Genomic DNA, 22,929 nt, shown 5'->3' with positions numbered 1-22,929 from the left:
ACTGGATTATGCCAGTCGCGCTTTTTGAGTTCATGCGGGCATCGTATAGCTTATCATCTACTCAGTTATTAATCCTAGGAAGCTCTCACCATACCCATCATTTTCAATTTGAAAATTTTCGAGAACCGTTGCACCTACATCACTATATGTTTCACGAATACCAATATCTTTACCACTGATACCCTTTGCGTAAATAATCACCGGCACAAACTCACGAGTGTGATCAGTTCCCTTAAATGTAGGATCATTGCCATGATCAGCCGTAATGATTAATAAATCTTCGTCACTCATCAGATTTACCAATTCATCTAATTTATTGTCCACTCTAGCGAGTTCTTCACCATATCCTTGCGTATCCCGACGATGTCCAAAGTTAGAATCAAAATCAACTAAATTTGCAAATATGAAGCCTTGTCCCGGTGAATTTACCAACCGAATCACTTGATTCATACCATCAGCGTCACTGCTGGTATGAATGCTGTTTTTAATCCCCCGTGATGAGAAAATATCGTTGACTTTGCCAATACCAGTCACCTGAATTCCATTTGCTGCAAGTAAATCTAGCACTGTCTCTTCTGGTGATACCATCGCAAAGTCCTTACGATGATTACTACGTACAAAACTTTTGTTATGCGTGCCAATAAAGGGACGTGCTATAATTCTGCCAACAGTCAAATTACTATGATCAATCGCAGAACGAATAAATCTACAAATTCTGTAAAGTTCCTCAACCGGTACCGAATCTTCATGGGCAGCAACTTGTAAAACTGAATCACCCGACGTATATATAATTAGGCTACCTTCAGCTTTCTGCTTTTCACCAAAGTCCAAAATTGCCTGAGAACCCGAATAAACCTGATTTAAAATGACCTTTCGCTTAGAAAAATGCTCGATTTGCTGAATTAACTTCTGAGGAAAGCCATTTGGAAAAGTATCGAGCGGTTTATTGATTGGTACCCCCATCAATTCCCAATGACCATTAATACTATCTTTACCAACTGAAACTTCTCGCAACTTACCAAATGATCCTAACGGTAATGATTGGACAGGAACACCAACTAGAGGCACATCTGTTTTGATATTTCCGAGACCTAAACTAGCCATAGTTGGCAAGTCTAGGCCCCCTGGAAAAAACTGACTAACATGACCCAAAGTATTAGCTCCTTCATCTCCAAATTTATAAGCATCTGGGGACGCACCAATACCTACCGAATCTAGGACCAATACGATAACTCTTCTAAACCTTTTCATATCTCATATCAGCTTCCATCCAAATTCTAGTTTTTAATGCTCTGTTTACCTCCCAAGGGATTTGGAATTAAGTTAACGACAACTAATGAAATTAGATATAGGGACCCTAAGAATAGTAATGCAGCAGAGAAACCACTTCTATCAATCAAGTAACCAATTAAAATTGGCGATAGTCCTCCTACTGCCCGACCCGTATTAAAAATAACGTTATTTGCAAAACTTCTGATTTCCGTCGGGTAGAAACTACTAATCAACGCACCATATCCTGCATTCATACCATTAGCAAAGAAACCAACAATCATACCAACTACAAGCATTAAGATTGAATTATGCACTAGAGAATAAAGAGAAATAGACGCAGCAGCCATAATCAGGAATGCAGAGTAAGTAATCTTCGATCCAAACCTATCCAATAATTTTCCAAAGCAAAGCATCCCAATTGACATACCAATAATTGTCGAAATCATCCAAATAGACGACCCTGATACTGATAACCCCTGTTGCTTTTCCAAAAGTGAAGGAAGCCAGTTCATTAATCCATAATAACCAGCAATTTGGACCGTTGACATGATAATCAATCCAATCGTAATTCCGGTTGTTTTAGGATCTTTAACCAGAATCTTCAATCTCGGATGTTGATGGTTTTCTAATTCTTGCTTATGTGTGACCTGCCAAGCCTTAGTTTCTGGTAGATGCCTTCTGACAAAATATGCCAAAATTACTGGTAAGATACCAAAGATAAAGGTTCCACGCCAACCTGCTAAAGGAATAATTGTTGCCGCAATAATTGCTGCTAACAAGGTTCCCATTTGTCCACCAACAGTAATCCAGGAAGACATTTGTCCACGTCGATTTTTGGGGAATACCTCAGCAACTAGTGCCATTCCAATTCCATATTCACCACCGGCACCTAAACCAACAATGAATCGTAAAACATATATTTCCGTTATGCTGTGAGCAAAAGCCATTAACAGTGTTGCAATGGCAAATATGAAAATAGTATACGTAAAAGTCTTTATTCGTCCATGCTTATCAGCCATATATCCAAAGAGAACACCACCTAATAACATCCCGATATTTGTAATCGATGGCAACATACCGCCTGCCGCAGAGGAAATATGAAACTCACTGATAATGGAACTCAGAGCAAAGGACAGTAGTAATACGTCCATTCCTTCTAGCCCTAGTCCCAACATCGATGATGCCAGAACTTTCTTTTGATATGACTTTTGTTCTTCCATTCCCACTATGCCTCCAAACCCTATTCCAAAACAGACCTTAAGACCGTTTCTGCCGATAATTTATGAATTCGATTATAGTCAGCTGGCTCTTCCCAAGTATACGTAGCCCGGCTTAAGTGAACGACCAAACAATTTGCTACTGGCACACGATAAATTGAACCTAATAGAAAGAGAACTGCTGATTCCATTTCCGCATTAATTATGCCTCGCTCCTGCCAATATGTCATTCTAGACGAATCCACCTGTAAACTAGACCCTTCAATCTTGGGTTGTCGATACTGGCCAAAGAAATAGGTTTCTGTCGTTAGACCAATGCCCGTATATGCTTTAAAATTAGCCTTAACTGCTCCTTGATAAATCTTATTAACTAACAACGGATCTGCAACTGCTGGATATTCATCCGGCACGTATTCACCTAAAAGTCCTTTCGTTCTAACCATTGCCCGATTAACAATGATATCTCCTGGATGGATATTTTCATCCCAAGAACCACAACCACCACAGCGAATAATCATTTTTGCATCGTTTTCTAATAACTCAATAATACATATTTCAGTCGAGCCAACACCCATACCTGTCGAGCAAATAGATACATGATGTCCGTTAAATTCGCCAACTACTAACACAAATTCGCGACTATCTTCTAATTTTTTTCGATTGTTCCAATCACCAGAAATCAGGTCAACTCGACCAGGATCACCAACAACCAAAGTAACTTCACCCAAATCGCCTTTCTTGATGTGTGTTAAGTGTTCGCTACTCATGATTAACCACCTTTTTATTGTCCTTTAAAGTCAATACCGTGAAGAACGAAATAATATACAGCACCGACAAGAATCCCATCGTCACAACCATTGTGGAATGATCTAGTAAAAATCCAATCACAACGGCTGAGAATCCACCAACAGCACGACCAATATTAAAAATCAAGTTATTCGCTGACGCTCTAATTTTGGTTTCATAGAGGTTCCCTACAATAGCACCATACCCCGCGTTCATCCCATTAGCAAAGAACCCAACGATTGCACCACCAATTAATAAACTCACATTTGTTTGCGCAAATGCGTAGAGAAACACAGAAATTGCAGATGCTAGTAGGAAAATTGAATAGGCAACCTTGCTGCCAATTTTATCCATAATCTGGCCAAAAACAAGCATCCCTAAGGACATCCCAACAATCGTTGAGATCATCCAAATTGATGAACCAGAGACTGACAATCCTGACTTTTGTTGTAAAATGGAAGGCAACCAGTTCATCAAACCAAAGTATCCTGCCACCTGAACGACTGCCATAATTGTCAATTTGATGGTGTTGGAGGCGTTTCCATTCTTGAATAAATCTAATAAAGTAACTTTCTCATCCTGGTCTTCAGTATTGTCTTTAGCCTTACGCCATTCCTCTGACTCTGGAACCTTAAAATAGACAAAAATTCCTAAGAAAATTGGAAGTGCGCCAAAAACAAATAGGCTACGCCAACCAGCCATTGGAATCAAAATTGCTGCAGCTATTGCAGCAACAATACTCCCTAGTTGCCCTGAAACCGTAACGTATGAATTGATGCGCCCACGTTGTTTGCTACTGAAGACATCGGCAACCATGGACATGATTACACCATAAACCCCACCACCACCAACACCGACTAGGAACCGTAAGACGTAAACCATCCAAATATTGGTTGCCAACGCCATCAATCCTGTTGCTAATGCATAAATAATTGTTGTAACTGCATAGATCTTTACCCGTCCATTCCGATCCGCCATTGGTCCAAAGATCAGGCCCCCGACTAACATCCCAATATTGGTAATCGTAGAAATAAATCCACCAGCTGCCCCACTGATGTGAAAACTAGCAATCATAGAAGCTAAAACAAATGATAAGAGCATAGTGCTTGTAGATTGAGAGAACAATCCTGCGGCACTAGTTGTTAAGGCCGTTTTTTGTTCTTTTCTCATCTTCTGAGCCATAATAATACCTCCAATATAGTTTCCAAATTTTCAAGCATAGTGTACCATTACAGCAACAAATGAAATTAGTGGATTTCTACAGCAAATGCTATAAATTACTGTTCATATAGACAAAGGAGCTGATCCTATTGCTTACACTATCAAAAGTTCTCAAGAAAAACATTGATGTTATTTTCCCTTTACTTCCCATAAATGATGAAACTAGACTAGTTTCCGCAATTACAATCATTGAAGACATTCGTCTTGAAAAATGGGTCCAAGGTGGCGAAATTCTTCTTACAAGCTCTGAAACACTCCCTCAAGAAGATGAACAACAAATTCTACTAGTCGACAAATTGTCGCGCCTACATGTTTGCTGTCTCATTATTAAACCTCATTCAGATGATTACCAAGTTTCAAATTCACTTATTCAGAGAGCAAAACATCTTAACTTTCCCATCTTTAGCATCAGTCCTGCAACAAACTATTTACAAATCATGAATGATGTTAATGAACTTTTGTTTTATGATCGTCAAATTGAGCACATGGTTGAGCTAGATTTAAACTATATTTTAAAAAGCAACCTGGTCGCTGATACAGATTTTGATTTCATTTCTAGCACTAAAGATCTCGACCTCTACAAAGAATCGGCCCGAGTAATTCAACTCAGCTTTTCTCACCCTACGCAACTACCCAGCCGCTTCAAATCCTTATTTCATTTAATTAGCCAACTCAAAGCAATTTTAACTACATGGGAACAGCAACAACGTATTTTGACATACTTTTTACTTGAGACAGCACAAGGCGCCACCATTGTTGTTTTTTCACAATCCACGTTATCTACCCCGTCTATACAGCATAACGTCGACTTTCACGTATTTAATTCTGCTTTGCCAAGTTTAAATAAGGCATTTCATATTGGTATCTCAAATCTACATAGCGCAAAAGATCTGAATCAGGCCTATGAAGAATCCCAATTCAGTCTAAAAATGGCACGTATCTTAAAACGAGAAGACAATCTCACCTACTATCACGAGATTTCTATCTGGAGACTTATTAGCGAGCTGCATAAACACCATGAGAAATCATTCTATCCTCATAAGCTTGATTTGCTCCTTCAAAAGAAAGAGCTTCAACAAACACTACTGACTTACTTTTTAGAAAATGAATCACTAAAGGAAACCAGTGAACAGCTTTTCACTCATCCCAACACAATTCGTTATCGCTTGCAGTCAATTAAAAAGCAAACTGGACTTGACTATCAGAACACTAACGATAAGTTTTTATTGTACATTGCGACTGTGCTCAACCTTTTAGGCGATACCAACTAGTTTCCTTTGGATGTTTGTCTACTGTACCCAATGACTAAACTATAAAAGCATCGTCTTTACCAAATAAATACAAAATCGAAACGCCCCTAAAACATTCCCCTGATACACTAATGCTTGCATCAAATTATGGCACCATCAGGAGGAGTTACATGCAACGATTATCAATCATTAAATCATTGAGTATCGCAGGTGTTATCCTATCTTTGCTCGGCGCGGGGACGCCTAGTGCTTACGCTGCAACTAATTCGGTTCAAGCCACTGCCAAAGCAGCAACCAAGCCAGATTATACTAACCAAATTAGACTGTATGGGGATGTCAACGACAAGCTCGTCAAGCTAACCGGTACCCAAAACACCCGTGACCTTGGCGGATACCAGACCGCAGACCACAAATGGCAGATTCGACCCAATCGTTTGCTCCGCTCGGATAATTTAAACGGAATCACCGACGCTGACAAGACAATTCTAACTAATGACCACCACGTCACCAGCATCGTTGATTTCCGGACCGATGGCCAGATTAACAAACTTCCAGACCAATATATCGCTGGCACAACTAACATCAGCCTCTCAATCCTTGGGGAGAAGGCCTACACTGATGACTCTGCCTTGAACGCTGATTTCGCCAAATCTGACGGCGGATTTTACGTTGAACAGCTAGAATTTACAAAATCAGCCATCGACGGCTACAGCCGCTTTCTAAATCTCTTACTGTTAAATAACCAGGCCACACTTTACCATTGTTCTTCCGGGAAAGATCGGACGGGTATCGCTACCGTTTTAATCATGACTATCCTGGGGATGGACAAACAAACGATTATGAACGACTTCATGCAATCTGCCCAAACCAACCGTACCGTAAAGGAAAGCTGGCTGAATGAGTATTACTGGGAAATCACCAGTCGCTACAAAACTTTGGACCAATACATCACCAACGTTCTCGGCTTCTCCCGTCCGCAACAGGAAAAGCTTCGTTCAATGCTCCTAGTCTCGACTGATGGCAAAAATACGCCATACCCAGCACCACAAGCACCTGCACCAACACCAGCCCCACAACCCAGTCATCCTCAACCAGCTTCGACACCAACTAAACCAGCCACCACTAAAGACACTGACACCCCAGCTACTGGTAAACAGGCACTGGACGTTGCAGTTCCCGCAGAGTTCGGAATGGCTGATCAGATTGTCACGAAGAAGCCTAAAGGCAAGATTATTTCTACCAAGAAGCTGCACACCAAGTACATTTACCATCTCAAGGCCCACAAAAAATGGTTCAAGGACGCCCACCTTCAAAACTCACTGGGTCACACCGCGAAACACAAGCGCACTACTTGGAAATTAGTGAAGTCTGAACGCATCAAAATCAACGGCAAGACCCGCACTTACTACCAGGTTAAGGACCACGCTGGTCACAAGGGCTGGATTTTGAAATCCTATGTAGTCAAGGTTGTTGGCCATAAATCCTAGACATTAATTAACCCTAAAATCCAAAGAAGCCCGAGCACTCACCTTACAATGAGTGTCCGGGCTTCTTTGCCATCAACGATTTTAAACTATCATTATCCTTTTTACTTGGGAAGGCCCCAGCTTCGTACATGGTGATTGTCCTCACATCAATCCCCAAACACGCCGCAAGTTTCTCCCACTCAAACACGCAACGCAAATGCCGTTTCAACCTCATACAGATTGACACACCTCACGCCAAACTGCCGTGCAACATCCGGTATCTTAGGTTCCTTCTTAGTCGGATTTTTCGGACTAACATTGCCTGAAGACTGCTCAAACGTGACAATCTGCCAACCCTTAACTGCCGCAATCGCAATTAAAAGCGGGTCTGCTTTTCCAATCTGATCCCAATTGATTTTCCCTGCACCATAATAACAACCGGAGTTATGAACGTAATTAATAATCTCACCAAATTTAGCCCAAACTTCAATCGTATCTGAGTCATAAGTGATACCTTGCAAATTTCCCTGAGTCCATTTAGAAAGGTCATCCCCACCTAACGTCAACTCCTCATAGACAGCCAAGGGAACCTTAACCCGTGAATCTGGCTGAACAATAATCGCCTTTAACCAGCCCCAGTAACTGGGAAAGTGGCCCATGGCATAGTAATTTCTAAAGGGTGCAATAAAACTATTTGAATCCATTAAATAGCTCGTTCGAGAACCCATTTCCACTATGACTCCCCGTCCCCTCTATCGCTGCCAAAAGCTTATCAAACCCAGCCCCATGCCGAACGCCTAATAACGCAAAGGCCGCCGGATAGCTCGTGTCTCCCGCCTGAGCACTCCGGGCCACGTCAACCACAAAGGCATGATCAATATGAGCCGCGCGCACCTGATAGAGCGACGGACCACCTGTTTGATTGCGTTGCCGTTGCTTGTACTGCTGATAATCTGCGCGCAGCTCTTGCTTTAAGTCATCGAGAGTCGCTTGGGTAACTAACCCCAGCCGCACTGCGCGAATCCCCGCAGACAGCGGACTGGTTCCCAGGCTACCAGCGACCAGCTTGAGTCGACTCGTCGGCTTCTGTCCGGCAGACGCCGTCCACAACCGCTCAAAGGTCGCCTGGTCAAACAGAATGGCCTCACTGATTTGATTCACCCGCTGCTCCGTCACCGGATTACGGACTAGTGTTGTCGACTCAAAGTCAAAGTTAAACAGTTCCGACTGCCCATACCAGATGTGAACCAGCTCATGGACCAACGAAAATAGCCGGGCCCGGTAGCCATCCTGGGTGTTGATAAAAATCATGGGTGCATACGCATCCGTCATCGCAAACGCACGAAACTCATCTTCATCTAAAGGCCGGTGTGAATTACCCTGCACACACCCGTCCAGCATCACCGTCAAGTTGGCAGCTTCGGCATGCTGTCGCAACTGTTTAAACCGGTCGAACGACTTCGGGCCCTCATTCCACCCTGGCTCTAACTCTAGCAACGTTAAGATTTCTTCTGCCTGTTGCGTCGCCGTCAGCTGGGATAAGCCTGCCACTCGCTGTGCTGCGCCGTTAAACCGGTTCTGGCTAAAGCCCTGCTTCTGTCGGTAATCTCGCAACCATTCCTGCTTGGTTTCCATGTCCGTGATAACATCGATCAAGTCTCGGCTCGGTTGGGTCAGCGTTTCATTTGCCACCGTCCGGTACTTCAAGAGTGGTAAGTCTTCTTGCGGCACGCGGTCCAAGAAAAAGTAACCAAAGGGCACCTTGGCCGAGCGACTCATCTGTTGTAATTGCTTAACTGTTGGCTGTTTTTCTCCGGCAATCCAAGTCGCCAACTGCTGACGCCATTTATCCGTTAAGCTCTGGGCGTTCGTCGCGACCCACGCCAAAATTTCCGGCTTCACATCCACTCTGACACTGGCCATTCGGCACCCCTCCCCACTGCGTTTAACCACCCGTTCATTAGCGTATCGAAAGTATACCATACCCCCAGCCCCGAATGTCCGTTCGCCTCCGACTTTCGTTTTACCCCCTCATTGGTTCCTCCAAGCGACCATTTCCACGCCCCACTCTTTACCAAATCAAAACCTAACTTAACCCAACCTAAACGCTACCAAAAAAATCCCGACACCGCCACCCAACCATTCACCACCTAAATCACCAGCCCCCGCCGCACCCACACCCCACCGCAAATCGCCGTCCCCTTATCCCCAATCAACGCCCACGCCAACTCCCAACCACGCTAGCTAATCCCCGGATGCCCACTCCCCGTCATAACTCGGGGGTCACGCTCATTTGGCCAATTTCCTTGCTATACTAGCTCCTGTTAAGCGCAAACTTAACGACTCAGATCACAAAGGAGACCTAGATATGCAATCTAGTTTAAAGAAATCAGTTACCCTCGGCCTGGCTGCCCTCAGCCTCGCCGGTGTCGCGACCATCGCCGGGACGACGAGCGCTTCCGCCAAGTCCTATGCGACCGCCGGGGCCTACACCACCCTGAAGACGGACGCCACCGCCCGCAACGTGGCGTCCACCGGGACCAACGCGCTGTACACCAAGCCCGGCACGGTCAAAGGGGCCAAAGTGGTGGCTTCCAAGGCGACCATGAAGTCCCTGGCCAGCTCCAACAAGTCCGCTAGCTACTTCCGCGCTTACGGCCAGAAGACCACCAACCGCGGGTCCGTTTACTACCGCGTCGTTTCCATGGATGGTAAATACCGCGGCTACATCTACGGTGGCACCACCGCGGGGACATTTGCCGGGGGCATCAAGACCGCTAGCACCACCACCGCGGCCACGACGCCAACCACCAAGACTTACTACCTGAAGAGTCCGGGCACCGCCAACACCCTCTGGAGCGCGCCGAAGTACACCCAATACAAGGCCACCAAGGTCATCAACAGTACCAGCGCCCTCGCCACGGATTCCTTTACCGTCGACTCCGCCGCCACCAAGACCAAGGAAGGCTCGCTCTACTACCACGTGACCGACAACAACAATACCAAGGTCAGCGGCTGGATCTACGCCGGCGCCCTGCAAACGGGTGAGAACAGCGCCATCACCAGCGCCAAGAGCGTCACCGTGAACTACGTCGACAGCAGTACTGGCAAGAGCGTCAAGAGTGGCGTTCTGATCACCGCGAGTGATGCCAAATCCGGGGCCGCCCTGGGCACCACGGACGCCGCGACCGTCAACACGGCCATCGGCTCATCAACCTACCTACCAGCCGGCTACAGCCTGACCAGTTCCACCAATACCTACGTGACCAGCACCGACACCTGGGGCAGCAGCGTGACCGTGCCTGTCACCGCCAACGCCGCCGCGGGTATCACGATTGCCTCCTCGTCCGCGTTGAGCAGTACGACCGGGGCCAATGACAAATTGACCACCACCGACGCCCTGGCCGCCGATGCCAGTACGACCGTCGCCACCGCCCAGTCTAACTTCACCAAGGACTACACCGGCGTCAGTGGCACCACGGCTTCTCAAAGCGACCTGAGTGCCGCGTTGACCAGTGATAAATTGAACACGATCTACGTCCCCGTTTACGAATCTGACGGCACCACCCAGTCAACCAACTCAACCGGTGCCAAGCTATACACCAAGTACACACTGAACACGGCCTCTCTGCCAACCGGCATCACCTTTGGCAGCACGTCGCTGGCTCTGACCTACAACGCCGCCGGTTCATACGCGCTGACGAGTGGGTCTAGTACCATGACTGCGCAGTAGATTGATTTTTGCTTGATTGTTTAACCTTTAACCATATTGGGCTGTAGTCGCCTGTTTCAAACGCAACGCAAATAAGCTTGTGGCCGCCCTTTCCGGTAGTCGCAAGCTTTTTGACGTCATCCTGCTAAAAACATTGGTTGACGAACGACTCAAGCTCCCTGTAAAATACGACTCAAGACAACTCTGAAGGATACAGCTGGGTTCCCGAATGGGAGTAAGGCATACGCCGAGAATTCCTTTGCTCCTAGAGTTGTCTTATTTTTTTGCCTTTTTTCTGATCCGTGTCCAAACCAAAAAGCTAGCTTGATCAAGATCGCCGCTAAGACCGACCTTGACCAAGCTAGTGTACAACCGTTAGGCGAGTTGCCAACTGTACCTAACGCCTTCAGTAAACCACGCGCCTCACTAGATACGTAAAAATCTGTCTCAGGGGATTGGGTTTAGTCACTCACCTTCCCAGCGTATGATTCCAGCCCACCCCACAAAAATAGCAACGCCCACCCAGGAAGAACAATCCTCCCCAGCCAAGCGTCACTATCTCATTCACATTGTTAAGGCCAGCCCACAACAATCATGAGCTTCTGACTTGGAAGCGTCCTGCGCAAGACGCCCAGTGTGGACCGCGGCTGCGCACCACCTATCTATGGCCTCAACCCCTCGGTCAAACAAGGTTAAACCTGCATGAAACTTCTCACGGGTCGCAGGCGCCCCTTGCCATCAGCCAATGGTTCCCGGCCGGATTCGCGCTTCCTAACAAATACCAGTAGCCGCCTAGGCAGTCACTGGGGTGGTGCCGGCCCTACCTCTCGCGTCCGCAACGGTTATGCGTTAACAGCTGCTTTCTAGGATTCGGACCGGTCGACGGCTCAAGTCACGAATTCTCTTCGCTAGCTTGAACACCTTCAGTAAACCACGATCCCGGGGTGACCGGTAGCTAGCCGATCAGGGGATGGGGCTAGTGGCGGTGAGTTGCCTAACTGGTGGGGATGATTGGGTTAAACACCCACGAAAACGTAAAAAAGCCGCCCCACGGCGACTCCCCAACCCAATCTACTATTCCCCAACAGCCTGAACATACTGCTGGTCAGCTGTGATATACGTCCCATCATTCAGCTTATACCGGGCCACGCCATTGCTCGAGCGGGCCTTCCCAACCACCGTAAACACCGGCGCGTGGGCCTTTGCTTCCTGGGGGTAGACCTGAACCCGCTGGCTGGCGGTAAAGGTCGGTTGGGCGTAGCGGTAGAGTTTTTGCTTCGCGTAGACCTTGAACGGAGCTGCTTCCCCCTTCTTATCGGTCCGTAAACTCAGCCCGTGCGCACCCTCTGCCTCCGCCGTCAGCGTGCTGCTCTCATACAGCCGGCCGGTGTAGTGATTACTCTTCGTCCAAACATAGTTCCAACCAAACCCCACGCTCGCCGCCACCATTATTGATAGAATCCCTTTAGTCCATACACTCATAGTTCTTCTCCTTTTTTAAAATCGCCTTCAGTCTTCATTTTTATTTTCAAAAGGTGGGAGACCTGCGAGAGTCCCGCACCTGGTGTTCCGGATGATCCGTCAGTTGCCAAATGGTTACTGGGCAATCTTCACGTACTTGCTGTTAGCCGTGATGTACCCGCCGGCAACCTTGTAGCGCTTGTAGCCAGAAACGTGGTAGACGTTGCCATGGGAGTAATCCCAACCCTTAACGGTGATGACACTACCCTTCTTAAACGTCTTAACAACCTTCTTCAAATTCACGTCCTTGTAAATCCGAACGGTCGTCTTCGCCTTCACCCGCTTGACCTGCTTCGGCTTCGTTGGTGAGACTAACTTCTTACTGCCGGAGATATACTGGCCACTCGCCAGCTGGTACCGCGTCATGCCGTTGTACTTGGCCATGCGCTTGACCGTCAGTGGCGTGCCTTGCTTGACGTGCACCACTTTCTGCCCGAGCGCCGTGCTCTTGTAAGTGTTGATGCCCTTAGGGTTCGTCACGTACAGCTTCTTGTAGGCGCTGTTCCAGTACAGCTTGCCGACATACTTGCTGTTGGCCGTGATGTGCGTGCCATCGCTCAGCTGGTACCGGGCCGCGCCGTTGCTAGAGGTCGTCGTCCCGACCACCGTAAACACAGGGGCGTGGGCCTTCACCTTCTTGGCGTGGGCTTGAACCCGCCGCTTGTTGGTGAAATTGGCGTGGGAGTAGCGGTAGAGTTTTTGCTTGCCGTAGACCTTGAATGGGGTTACAGGCTTGGGAGCGGCTGTTACGTTGTTGTTATCTGATTTTTTATCAGTATTCTCATTATCCGTGGAGTTTCCAGTCGCTGTCTCTGTGTACTCAAAGTTAAAGTTCTTACTTTCACCTTGTTGAAAGTCAAAATTAACCTTATGCTCTGCCGGACTGGCTACATACCCTTTAATCTCAGGAGCTTCATAAACCCTTTCGTCTGCAACATGTCCATGAACCAGTTCTGAGTCCAGTAGTTTTGAATTATCACTTGCCTTAAGATAGTTAAATGTTACCGTTCTTAGTGCTTTATTAGCAATCATACGCACTACTTCTGACTGTGGAGAAGTACCATCAAATACCAGCTTATCCGCAGATCTAGTCATATTACTTGAATAGATATCTGAATATTCTAAATCAACGATAGTCCCTTTGATTCCATAGTATGGATATTTTTCTTCACTATGCTCTCTAGGTACTTCAACCGTCTGCCGTCTAACAAGAATGTTCATCTCCAAGTAGCTTTTAGTAAAAGGAATGTCAAGCTTTCCTTTTTTCACCATTTGTTTCAAATTGGTTTCAAGTTTACCTATATTTAAAGTATACCTTTCGTCATCATTTGATCTTAAAGTATCTGCAAAAGCAGCTGTACTACTGTTTCTTAATTGTTTTCTCAATTTGCTCCCAAAAACTTCCCGATTACGGCCCCAATTATTATTGACCAGCGAAAAGTATTTTAAGGCATCGATATAATCTATTCCATCTTGTGTATTGGCTACATTCGCTAATACCTTAGAAAATGAATCTGTATCCTTAACCCCCGTTCCACCCAGTCCAACTTCAATAGCTTCCATAATCTCATTACCACGTTCATCAACCGGTTGAAGCTCAATTCGATTAACCGTATCCGCATCCGCCTGTATAGAAGTAGTCGGCGTCACCGTCTGCTTGTTATGGCTATTCTTCGACCAGACAAAGTTCCAGGTCATGCCGACACCAATCGCTACGGACAGTGCCAGTAGTCCTTTTATCCATTTCTTCATCATGTTTTCTCCTATTCTTTTACATCGCCTTCATTCATCATCAATATTATTTGTACTTAAGACACCACCGGCTCCAACACAACCTTCTCAACCTGCAAGTCATGATCATTAAACGTCACCGTCTTGCGGTCCATCTGATAGCCAATCCGGCCATTACTCTGCAGTAACGACGCAATCTCTGAATTCTCTAGGTTCACGGTCTTGCCGCGGACCCCGTGAATCTGGTACGACGCCAGCTTCGCCCCGTAAACGGAGTCCAGGTGAACCTCAATCGTCAGGACCTGGTTGTTCACCGCGTAGGCCACATCCAAATCCTCATTGGGATAGAACGGGTCGACCGTCGTCATCTTGGACTTCGCCGAATAGCCCCACGGACTGATGCTCTTGGAAAATGTCAGGTTCTTAGCCACCTTTAAGGTCTTTTCACCGTACTGGCCGCGAATCTGGTTATCCAGCCGTTGGCCCCACAGCTTGGCGCCTTCGCCCTCACTGCTCTTCAGTTCCGCGTACTTCAGGGCTTGCCAGTAGTTCACCCGCTTAGCCGACTTCAGGTGCGCCAGCTCATTCAGTAGCATGCCGTAGCGCAACCCACTGACGTCGTTCAACCCAGACAGGTCGACCTTGACGCCGTCCGCCGTGATCCGTTGGCGAATGCCACTCACACTGGTAAATGGCTGGAGTTTGAAACCGGCCTTGCCCTTCTCATCCGCCTCGGCTCTGACCGAGGTCGTCCGCGTCATCAGGTTCTTGTGGTGGCTAGTCTTCGACCAGATAAAGTTCCAGCCGACACCGATAGCCAATGCGACCGCTAACGCCAGTAGTGCTTTAATTGCTTTCATCATAGATAGTCCCCTTATCTTGTTTAATCGCCTTCATCCATCCTTATTTTCAAAAGGTGCGCGACCTGCGAGAGTCCCGCACCTGGTGTTCCTGTGATACCTGATTCCCTTAGCAAATGGTTACTGGGCAATCTTCACGTACTTGCTGTTAGCCGTGATGTAACCGCCAGCGACCTTGTAACGCTTGTAGCCGGAAACGTGGTGAACGTTGCCGTGGGAGTGGTCCCAACCCTTAACGTTGATGACACTGCCCTTCTTGTACGTCTTAACGACCTTCTTCAAGTCCACGTCTTTGTAGAGTCGAACGGTCGTCTTCGCCTTCACCTTCTTGACCTGCTTCGGCTTCGTCGGTGAGACTAACTTCTTGCTACCAGAGATATACTTGCCATTGGCCAGTTGGTAACGCGTCATGCCGTTCTTCTTGGAAATTTGCTTGACCGCTACCGTCGTGCCTTGCTTGACATGTTTGACCTTGCCGCTTAACGCGTTAGTCTTGTAAGTGTTGATGCCTTTGGGGTTCGTCACGTGCAGCTTCTTGTAGCTACCGTTCCAGTACAGCTTGCCGACATACTTGTCGCTAGCCGTGATGTGCGTGCCGTCGCTTAATTTGTAACGAGCGGCGCCATTGCTGGCAGTCGTCTTGCCAACCACCGTGAAGACTGGGGCGTGCGCCTTAACCTTCTTGGCGTGGGCTTGAACCCGCCGTTTGTTGGTGAAATTAGCGTGAGAGTAACGGTAGAGTTTTTGCTTGCCGTAGACCTTGAATGGCGTTACGGACTTAGTGACGTTGTTGGTGTTGCCGTTGTTATTGCCAGTGTTCGTGTCGACATCGTTGTTGTCTTCTTTGTCGGTGTTGTCTGGTTCTGTGACGCCACCACCTGGAACGTTGCCAGTAGACTCATCCTTCCTAGTGTAAAGAACCGTTTCTTCTTGTTCGCTTTGGCCAGGATCTGCTTCAAAAGTAAAGTTACATGACTTTTTCTCACTGTTTAAGATATATCCGTCAATATCTGGATAAACATGTTCCATTTGCTGTCCATAATCACCTTCAACAACGTCTTCCTTAATCACTTTATCTGTTTTGTCATCAACATAAATGAACGTTTTGCTGTTCTTCATGTCTTTAGGAATGAGCCAAATCGTAATGTTCTGCTCTCCATCTTCACCTTTATCAAAAGTGATTGTATCTTGAGACAGCGTGTGATTTCCAATGCTATTAGCTTTCACTTTCAAGTCCGAATGGTCTAAGGAAACCGTGAGACCGTGAGCGCCCTTCATAATAAAGGTACCATGGTCTTTTGTAGGTCCACCATCTACTGCTTGTTTCAAGGTTACGTTTGCGGTTACATCGTTAGTTTTGTATGGAACTTGTACTATACCTGTAGCGCCGTTATCACCAGGCCCATCGTCAGTAAATATCTTTCTTAAATTTTTCTCAAACTGTTCTTCATCCAAAATATATCCTGTAGTAGACTCTGGAACCAAATTTCTTTTTACCTCAAAATCTTCAAGCGTTCCAAGTTCATTTATAATCTCGTTCAATGCCGTGTTGTTTTCCGGTTCTAGGGATTTAACACTAAAATACTTCATCAACAACGGGTAATCTTTTCCTGATTTCTCTTTCACTGTATTCAGTATCGATTTATAAGATTTTCCGGTAACTTCCTCTTGGCTAAGTCCCGATTTCCCAAGAAGAACCGTTACCATACCCGACTTATTAGATCCATCCGTGATGAGCTTAAGCTGAATCTGATCCGAACTATTACTATTCAGATTTTCATCCGCATCAGCCTCAATCGAACTATCATCCAACCGACTATGATTAGTCTTAGACCAAAGATAGTTCCCACCAAATCCAATTCCAGCAATTATTGATAAGGCTAGTATGCCTTTAACCCATTTTTTCATATGTTTTCTCCTTTTTCTGTTGATCGCCTTCATTCGTCAAATTTTTGTTTCTGTTGTTAAGTCTAAAGTGTCTTGCCATGCTAACTGTCAATAGTGAGGTCACTACCAACAGTCCGATAACGATTCATGCCAGCAACGTGGTGCCCACTTCCACGAAGCCAATCTTCTCAATTAATTTTCCATCATCCCACTCCCATCTTAACTGTCGACTTAGTGCATTAGTTTTTTCTATGCAGTAACAATAACATTAAGTTAATAACACATGCTACCACACTTTCACCAATGTGGTCAATACAATAAACGATAAATAGTATATAAGTATTCGACATTTAATGAAGAAAACGCGAAATTAACGTCACGAAAAAAGTTGTCATTCGCTGACAACTTTTTCAAGATACCATTTACTTATTTATGGCTAAACTAGTCACAAATGCCTATGTGCCAGCTTTCACCATCAACCACTCCGCCAATCACGCCAGCCGCCTCAACCACCCCATTCCAAACAAAAACGACCAACCCAGCCACCCCCCAAAAAAGGTCACCCAAATTAGTCATCCAACCGATTCTATTCCCTCAGCACCAAAACCACAGTAAAAGAAGGTATCCCCCGAGTTTTCGTAGCGAGAATACCTTCTCCTGCATTAAATTCAATTCAGAAGCGACCCTGTTTGAGATCTACCAACCGGTCACGTTGAATACGCAATCGCTTGGCTCTGAATTGTTGAGAACCCCGAGTGGGGGACAAACTAGAGTTTGACACCATGGGGACTCTCTGTGGCGCCAGCCTACGGGTTAAGGAAAGTTTATGTTCTCCCTTAGCTCGCCTTCATTAAACCACCTATCAGCCGAATAACCTAAAAACACCGCCGAATTCCCATAGTTACTCCCCGTCACTGGCGCAACCGAATGGGGAGCCACGCCCATTGCTTACCCACTAGCTGTAGTTCACTTGCGGTGGCCCATCTTTCTAAATAAAAAGGAGGCTACGCGTGAAATTCACTCGCTACCTCCTAAAGGAGACCCAGTAATCTGAAAACAATTAGATGGCTTACAGATCGCTGGGTGAAATGCAAATGCTGACAGTTTTCCGCCTGCCGACATCTTCATTACACCATAGAATCAGTCATTCCGCGAGGCATTCACCCTAGTTGCGCCGAGACCCTGTTCAAACAGATTAGTGGTCGTCGCCCATCCCTAATCCCCTAGGGCTAAGCCACTTCCATCACTAGAACTCAGCCAAAGAACAAGCCCCACCAAGTCATCGCTTACGAAACAACGACTTGCTGGGACCTATTCTCTTGTATTCGCTGGAGCCCTTGGGGGAGGGCGTTCAATCCGCTCCCGAAGGACAAGATGACTCTGTTCTCTAGGAACAGCTTGATTACACCACATATCCTGGTCGACTACCAATTACCCGCTTGGATTCACGAGCTAGTAACGGCCACTTGCCATACTGGGTTGGCAACCTCAATAAATTGCCAATTCTCAGTGGAACTAGCCAGGCTGAAAACTCATCTTAATCACAATTATGTACAACCTAAAGTTCCAATCAGCTAGGAGGCCCTCTATCAGCCACCTAAACTCAACTAATCACCAAGCACCTACTCACCAAGATCAACAGTCAAACGCGCACCAGCACAACCAGAGACCACCTAGCACTCACCAATCACCCAATCTCCAAGTCACCAACCAACCCCAACCCAACAAAAAAACCTGAGTAATCGGCAACATAGCTCGCTCAGGCAAAACAGGTATTTGTGTGATCGACACGCATTTCTCATTCAACGACCCCCACTCCCCCGGTTAGAAGAGTTGCCGCGTCGCTGAACTGTCTTCATTAAACCACCATTCGGCCCCAGCTACCAACTAGACGCCACGGAGAAAAGTCCAACTGACATACTAAGCCGTATCACTAACCCTTAGGTAAATTAGCAGTGACCCAACGCCCAAAAAATCAAATCTCAACCCAAATAAAAGGCTAGCTCTACCGAGCGATTTTTTCCGAAATCACTCGATACAACTAGCTTTTTATGGTCCTTTACCGCAACGACCTAGCGTCTCGATTGGCGGACCAGCCATATGGGGTAGAGCTGTTCCCAGTACCCGACGATGAATCCTGGGAACACCTTGATTAGACCACATAAGCGGTGTGACTACCAGAACGACGACTTTACTGCAAGGCTAGTAACGGTGAACTTCCATACTGGTTTCAGGATTAAAGAGAGTCACTCTCATCCTTCAAGAGAAATTTCCCTTGATTTATTAGTGGTAGCTCCCTTGCCACAAAATCCGCTGGTAGTACTTAAACCATGGGTAACAGGCTTCTCAGATCTCGCAGTACTGCGGTAAATACCAGCTGCAAAAGATTGTATCCCCTGATAGCGCAAAATGTTCATCCATTCGAATATTTGTAGCAAGCACCCAATATTTCCCAACTTTTCAATCCATTAATGGGTAACCTATGCTATTATTTCCTACTCAATGCGAGGAGGTGTTTACATGACAATTGAGGAAAAAATAATGCTTGTGATTCCCAGAATGAGCGCTGAAGATTTTGCTCATATCACACACGTTGATGTCGAAACCATTAAAGAGCTGAAGTCAGGCGACTTACAGCCGGGACAGCTTACCGTCCGTGAGGGAGAACTCCTCGCAAAGGTCTATGACTTGTCGACTTACACGGAGGCTACTGGTAAGGACACGACTAAAGAGGCCGATGAAATGCTGAGTAAGTTAGTTGGTTTACTAGGCCCGTTGAGCCATAGCTATAGTGTGCATGATGAGGGGATGGCCAACGTTTTTCAGAGCATTATCCATGAAGTACTGACTGATGATGCCCTCTTCATTCGGTTAATGGTTAGCTATACAAAATAGCTGTCTCCTATTACTACTGTAGCGTAAGCATCTACTAATTGACCACACTGAAATACAGAATCAAAAGAAGATGGCGTCCTCGATTTTTGAGGACGCCATTTTCTTTCCATGCCTTAAGCGGCCTTTATATTTAACCTGAGGAGAAATCTGTGACCGTCCCAGTAAAGTGCCTTGGAACGATCCTTCTGGTACCACAAAACAAGTACAAAGCTTGATTGTATGGATCCAGCTCGAATTGTTCTTGCACAACGGACGCTAAGCCATCAATGCCACGGCGTAAGTCGGTCCTCCCACAGACAATATAGACCTGATTAATTTTGCTCGGATCAATGAGCATCATTAAACACCGCCTTTAAAACGGCGTCATCGATATAACCGTTGGCCTTGTTATAGATAATCACTGCTTTGTTCTTACCAATTTTCAATTGGATTGCCCGGCTGGGAACAACTGGCGTTGTTCCCAGCCTCACGCGGCATCCGGATTTGAACGATATCCTGTTTATAATAAAAACCTCACCAATTTATTTGATGAGGTTATCATATCGTGGATCTGCCGCCAATCATAGACGGTCAGTTATATGGTACTCACAGTTAACGCCCATGCCGGGCGTACAATAAAAAAGCTCAGATCATTAAAGATCTGAGCTTTCAATCGTAGGATAACAACCCCACAATTAATCATTCAAATATTAGCTGGGTGCAACAACTGAAGCTGCGCCATTACCCCATGAGTTACCTGCATCTGGAGTCGTAGTAGCAGCAGCACCTTGTACCAAGGTACCCGTGTAAAGTGCTTGGGCGCCATCAGCATTACCATAAGTACCAGCAACACCGTTCTTCAAAGTGTAAACAACGTGGTAAGCAACAGTGTTAGTTGGGTTAGCTACATCAGTGTTAGTCAAGCTAGCACCAGCCAAGACAGTAGCATCTGCATCCGCTGGAGTACCAGCTGGCAAGTAGATAGTACCAGAAGATAACGTTTGGGCCTTGTTAGCCTTAACATTAGCTTCAACATCAGCTGCGGTGTATGCAGCACCGTTAGTACCACTGAATGCAGTAGTAACACTAGGCATAGAAACAGTGTAGTATGCAGTAGCGGCTACAGGAGTAGTGGTAGTCAAGAATGCAGTAGACTTAGAACTCGTAGCATTTGAGTCATAACGCATTGCAGTGACCTTAGTGATGGCTTCTTGGCCCTTAGTTGCATAAAGGGTAATAGTGTCACCAGTCTTAACGTTGGCAGTCATGTTAACAGTGTCACCCTTGGCAACACTGTAACCAGTACCAGTCAAGGCCTTAGTAGCAGCAGCTTCTAATCCATCACTCAAGTTCTTAGGATCAGTAGCACTGTCAAATAAGACAGTGTCGGCAACTGCAGCACCCTTAGAAGTTTGACCAGCATTGTAGCTGAACGTCTTCAAAGTAGTACCATCAGTGGCTTTTACAAGCACTTGTACTTGAGTAGTTTCATCAAAAGTAGTTTGTGCATCAGTAGTCAAGCCCTTAGCGTAAACCCAGCCAGCAACAGAAGAGTTGTTGTCATCAGTTACGTAGTAGTACAATGAACCTTCACGGGTCTTAGTAGCAGCCTTAGATACAGTAAAGGTATCTGAAGCCTTAGCACCGTAAAGACTTACTTTGCTTGCCTTGTATTGAGTGTACTTAGGTGCAGTCCAGAGAGTGTTAGTCTTGCTGTCCTTCAAGTAGTAACCCTTGGTAGCAGTTGGTAAAGTAGCTTCAGTAGTGGTATTAGCAGACTTGATACCACCAGCAAAGGCAGTAGCAGACTTGCCACCGTAAACGTAACCACGGTACTTACCGTCCATAGTAACTACACGGTAGTAAACTGAACCACGATCAGTAGTCTTTTGACCGTAAGCACGGAAGTAGTCAGCTGACTTCTTTGAAGCAGCTAACTTAGCCATAGTAGCCTTAGATGCGACAACCTTAGCACCCTTAACAGTACCTGGCTTAGTGTATAAAGCGTTAGTACCAGTAGCTTCAACGTTACGAGTAGTAGCGTCAGTCTTTTCCAAACTCGTGTAGGCACCAGCCTTAGCATATGACTTAGCTGAAGCAGTAGTTGATACTGCGGCAACTGAGACAAAGCTTAATGCGGCTAAGCCCAAGTAAAGTGATTTCTTTAAACTTGATTGCATAGTATTTCTTCCTCCAAACATAAAATATGTAATTTATCAAGCAAGAATAGTATAACCGAAATTAGCGCTTTTGTTAAGAATTTTATTTCTTAACTAGGCGGATTCGTTTAGCTATCCCCTAACTACGACTATGATTATAGACGGATAGTTGCGGAGAAACAAGGATTATGCTCTTTTTGTCGTGGGATTGAAACAATGAACGGGCTTCTGTAATGTGTTTGTTACATGGCTATTGTGGCTATAAACGCTGTGATTGCAGTGTTGGTGCGGTATTAAAGGATTTATTAAGACCTTAAGAATGATTGGTTAAGATTAATGTGGCTTTAAGCTTAATTTCTGTGGCGGATAACTTTTTCTTTGATTGATGATTGTTCGGCTACTTTGTTGTGGGTGATCAGTTGGCTTTGCTTGTAGATGAGAGTCTGACTGACAGTAGGTTGTTACTTACTTTTACAAGTTGACATTAGTCTGCTTTGAACCCGTTATTACTATAATTAGGTGGTCATCCCTGTCGACTAACTCATTAACCACGTTCTTTGTCCCCTGGTGACTCGCTAACGGATAACTGGTAAGTTTACCTGCACTGCCCTCAGAACATCCCCAGCTACCATATTAGCCTCCCCTATTCTCATACTCCTTTTCCACCAGCAACTACTCAGTCCCCAACGTTTGTTAGGTGAAGTCACTATTCTTGCATTCAACTGGCTGACGGTCCATACTGATGGCATTAAATGAAAGGGGGTGATTCTTTTTGGCAACAGGAAATTGTTACCTTAAAGTAGTCGCTTCCGCGGAGAACGGAAACGATTAACTTCTTTAAGGTAAAGGCCGACGAAATCTTTTCGTCGGCCTTTTTGTTTGTTCAAGAGAAGAGCTAACATCATCCCCAACTACTAAGCAACTACCGCTGCGTTCAGCTAGTTGTACAGTATCGACCCGATTACTTATCTGA

16 protein-coding genes are annotated in these 22,929 nt (G+C 45.9%); 4 read left to right on the top strand and 12 right to left on the bottom strand.

The genetic code is table 11. The annotated features are described in order from the left end of the window. Positions 1-57 precede the first annotated feature (57 nt). Genes JUF22_RS05210 through JUF22_RS05195 form a run of 4 tightly spaced genes read right to left on the bottom strand, consistent with a single transcriptional unit; the run spans position 58 to position 4,457 of the window. On the bottom strand, positions 58-1,251 hold the full coding sequence (locus JUF22_RS05210; RefSeq protein WP_203644206.1) for a phosphopentomutase: 1,194 nt from the start codon (positions 1,249-1,251) through the stop codon (positions 58-60). A 26-nt stretch (positions 1,252-1,277) separates the two neighbouring features. Beyond that, positions 1,278-2,492 carry an MFS transporter gene (locus JUF22_RS05205; RefSeq protein WP_203644205.1) on the bottom strand — a complete coding sequence of 405 codons (1,215 nt, stop codon included), beginning with the start codon at positions 2,490-2,492 and terminating at the stop codon, positions 1,278-1,280. A gap of 20 nt (positions 2,493-2,512) precedes the next feature. Continuing rightward, positions 2,513-3,256: a nucleoside phosphorylase gene (locus JUF22_RS05200; RefSeq protein WP_203644203.1), complete on the bottom strand. Its 744-nt coding sequence runs from the start codon at positions 3,254-3,256 to the stop codon at positions 2,513-2,515. Then, positions 3,249-4,457, bottom strand: coding sequence for an MFS transporter (locus JUF22_RS05195; RefSeq protein ID WP_203644201.1), 1,209 nt, complete (start codon positions 4,455-4,457; stop codon positions 3,249-3,251). The genes JUF22_RS05200 and JUF22_RS05195 overlap by 8 nt, the downstream gene beginning before the upstream one ends. 128 nt (positions 4,458-4,585) lie before the next feature. Here JUF22_RS05195 and JUF22_RS05190 point away from each other — a divergent pair, with 128 nt between their 5' ends. Further along, positions 4,586-5,767 (top strand): PucR family transcriptional regulator, encoded by a 1,182-nt coding sequence (locus JUF22_RS05190; RefSeq protein ID WP_203644199.1) that lies wholly within the window; start codon positions 4,586-4,588, stop codon positions 5,765-5,767. 149 nt (positions 5,768-5,916) lie between these two features. Then, entirely contained in the window at positions 5,917-7,233 is a 1,317-nt protein-coding gene (locus JUF22_RS05185) for a tyrosine-protein phosphatase (RefSeq protein ID WP_203644197.1), read from the top strand. A 179-nt stretch (positions 7,234-7,412) separates the two neighbouring features. On the opposite strand, the gene JUF22_RS05180 is transcribed toward JUF22_RS05185, so the two are convergent. Beyond that, entirely contained in the window at positions 7,413-7,916 is a 504-nt protein-coding gene (locus tag JUF22_RS05180) for a DUF4411 family protein (protein WP_203644195.1), read from the bottom strand. Then, positions 7,903-9,135 (bottom strand): ImmA/IrrE family metallo-endopeptidase, encoded by a 1,233-nt coding sequence (locus JUF22_RS05175; RefSeq protein WP_203644193.1) that lies wholly within the window; start codon positions 9,133-9,135, stop codon positions 7,903-7,905. The genes JUF22_RS05180 and JUF22_RS05175 overlap by 14 nt, the downstream gene beginning before the upstream one ends. A 445-nt stretch (positions 9,136-9,580) precedes the next feature. Between JUF22_RS05175 and JUF22_RS05170 the strand changes: the two genes are divergently transcribed. After that, positions 9,581-10,945 carry an S-layer protein gene (locus JUF22_RS05170; protein WP_203644186.1) on the top strand — a complete coding sequence of 455 codons (1,365 nt, stop codon included), beginning with the start codon at positions 9,581-9,583 and terminating at the stop codon, positions 10,943-10,945. Between the two features lie 1,053 nt (positions 10,946-11,998). On the opposite strand, the gene JUF22_RS05165 is transcribed toward JUF22_RS05170, so the two are convergent. The 4 genes from JUF22_RS05165 to JUF22_RS05150 all read right to left on the bottom strand — a co-directional run bounded on the left by JUF22_RS05165 (position 11,999) and on the right by JUF22_RS05150 (position 16,365). Continuing rightward, positions 11,999-12,406, bottom strand: coding sequence for a DUF5776 domain-containing protein (locus JUF22_RS05165; RefSeq protein WP_203644184.1), 408 nt, complete (start codon positions 12,404-12,406; stop codon positions 11,999-12,001). 114 nt (positions 12,407-12,520) lie between these two features. Then, a complete protein-coding gene (locus tag JUF22_RS05160) occupies positions 12,521-14,197 on the bottom strand; it encodes a DUF5776 domain-containing protein (protein WP_203644182.1) in 1,677 nt (558 codons plus the stop codon). 56 nt (positions 14,198-14,253) lie between these two features. Further along, positions 14,254-15,039, bottom strand: a complete 786-nt coding sequence (locus tag JUF22_RS05155) for a hypothetical protein (protein ID WP_203644180.1) — start codon at positions 15,037-15,039, stop codon at positions 14,254-14,256. A gap of 117 nt (positions 15,040-15,156) precedes the next feature. Beyond that, positions 15,157-16,365 (bottom strand): DUF5776 domain-containing protein, encoded by a 1,209-nt coding sequence (locus tag JUF22_RS05150; protein ID WP_203644177.1) that lies wholly within the window; start codon positions 16,363-16,365, stop codon positions 15,157-15,159. 3,078 nt (positions 16,366-19,443) lie between these two features. On the opposite strand from JUF22_RS05150, the gene JUF22_RS05145 reads away from it, so the two are divergent. Next, positions 19,444-19,818, top strand: coding sequence for a hypothetical protein (locus JUF22_RS05145; RefSeq protein WP_203644175.1), 375 nt, complete (start codon positions 19,444-19,446; stop codon positions 19,816-19,818). A 130-nt stretch (positions 19,819-19,948) separates the two neighbouring features. Here JUF22_RS05145 and tnpB read toward each other — a convergent pair whose 3' ends face one another. Further along, a complete protein-coding gene (tnpB, locus tag JUF22_RS13895) occupies positions 19,949-20,155 on the bottom strand; it encodes an IS66 family insertion sequence element accessory protein TnpB (protein WP_373306105.1) in 207 nt (68 codons plus the stop codon). 352 nt (positions 20,156-20,507) lie between these two features. After that, positions 20,508-21,977 carry an S-layer protein gene (locus JUF22_RS05135; RefSeq protein WP_203644166.1) on the bottom strand — a complete coding sequence of 490 codons (1,470 nt, stop codon included), beginning with the start codon at positions 21,975-21,977 and terminating at the stop codon, positions 20,508-20,510. Positions 21,978-22,929 lie beyond the last annotated feature (952 nt).

The sequence above is a fragment of the Levilactobacillus lanxiensis genome (genome assembly GCF_016861655.1).
In the GTDB taxonomy this organism is placed as follows: domain Bacteria; phylum Bacillota; class Bacilli; order Lactobacillales; family Lactobacillaceae; genus Levilactobacillus; species Levilactobacillus lanxiensis.
This window is presented reverse-complemented; position numbering and strand designations above follow the sequence as displayed.

Bases quoted from the DNA above. Each gene is read 5' to 3' on its own strand.
- JUF22_RS05170 (WP_203644186.1), top strand. From the start codon at position 9,581: ATGCAATCTAGTTTAAAGAAATCAGTTACCCTCGGCCTGGCTGCCCTC.
- JUF22_RS05175 (WP_203644193.1), bottom strand. From the start codon at position 9,135: ATGGCCAGTGTCAGAGTGGATGTGAAGCCGGAAATTTTGGCGTGGGTC.
- JUF22_RS05155 (WP_203644180.1), bottom strand. From the start codon at position 15,039: ATGATGAAAGCAATTAAAGCACTACTGGCGTTAGCGGTCGCATTGGCT.
- JUF22_RS05135 (WP_203644166.1), bottom strand. From the start codon at position 21,977: ATGCAATCAAGTTTAAAGAAATCACTTTACTTGGGCTTAGCCGCATTA.
- JUF22_RS05195 (WP_203644201.1), bottom strand. From the start codon at position 4,457: ATGGCTCAGAAGATGAGAAAAGAACAAAAAACGGCCTTAACAACTAGT.
- JUF22_RS05165 (WP_203644184.1), bottom strand. From the start codon at position 12,406: ATGAGTGTATGGACTAAAGGGATTCTATCAATAATGGTGGCGGCGAGC.
- JUF22_RS05185 (WP_203644197.1), top strand. From the start codon at position 5,917: ATGCAACGATTATCAATCATTAAATCATTGAGTATCGCAGGTGTTATC.
- JUF22_RS05160 (WP_203644182.1), bottom strand. From the start codon at position 14,197: ATGAAGAAATGGATAAAAGGACTACTGGCACTGTCCGTAGCGATTGGT.
- JUF22_RS05200 (WP_203644203.1), bottom strand. From the start codon at position 3,256: ATGAGTAGCGAACACTTAACACACATCAAGAAAGGCGATTTGGGTGAA.
- JUF22_RS05210 (WP_203644206.1), bottom strand. From the start codon at position 1,251: ATGAAAAGGTTTAGAAGAGTTATCGTATTGGTCCTAGATTCGGTAGGT.
- JUF22_RS05145 (WP_203644175.1), top strand. From the start codon at position 19,444: ATGACAATTGAGGAAAAAATAATGCTTGTGATTCCCAGAATGAGCGCT.
- JUF22_RS05205 (WP_203644205.1), bottom strand. From the start codon at position 2,492: ATGGAAGAACAAAAGTCATATCAAAAGAAAGTTCTGGCATCATCGATG.
- tnpB (WP_373306105.1), bottom strand. From the start codon at position 20,155: ATGCTCATTGATCCGAGCAAAATTAATCAGGTCTATATTGTCTGTGGG.
- JUF22_RS05180 (WP_203644195.1), bottom strand. From the start codon at position 7,916: ATGGATTCAAATAGTTTTATTGCACCCTTTAGAAATTACTATGCCATG.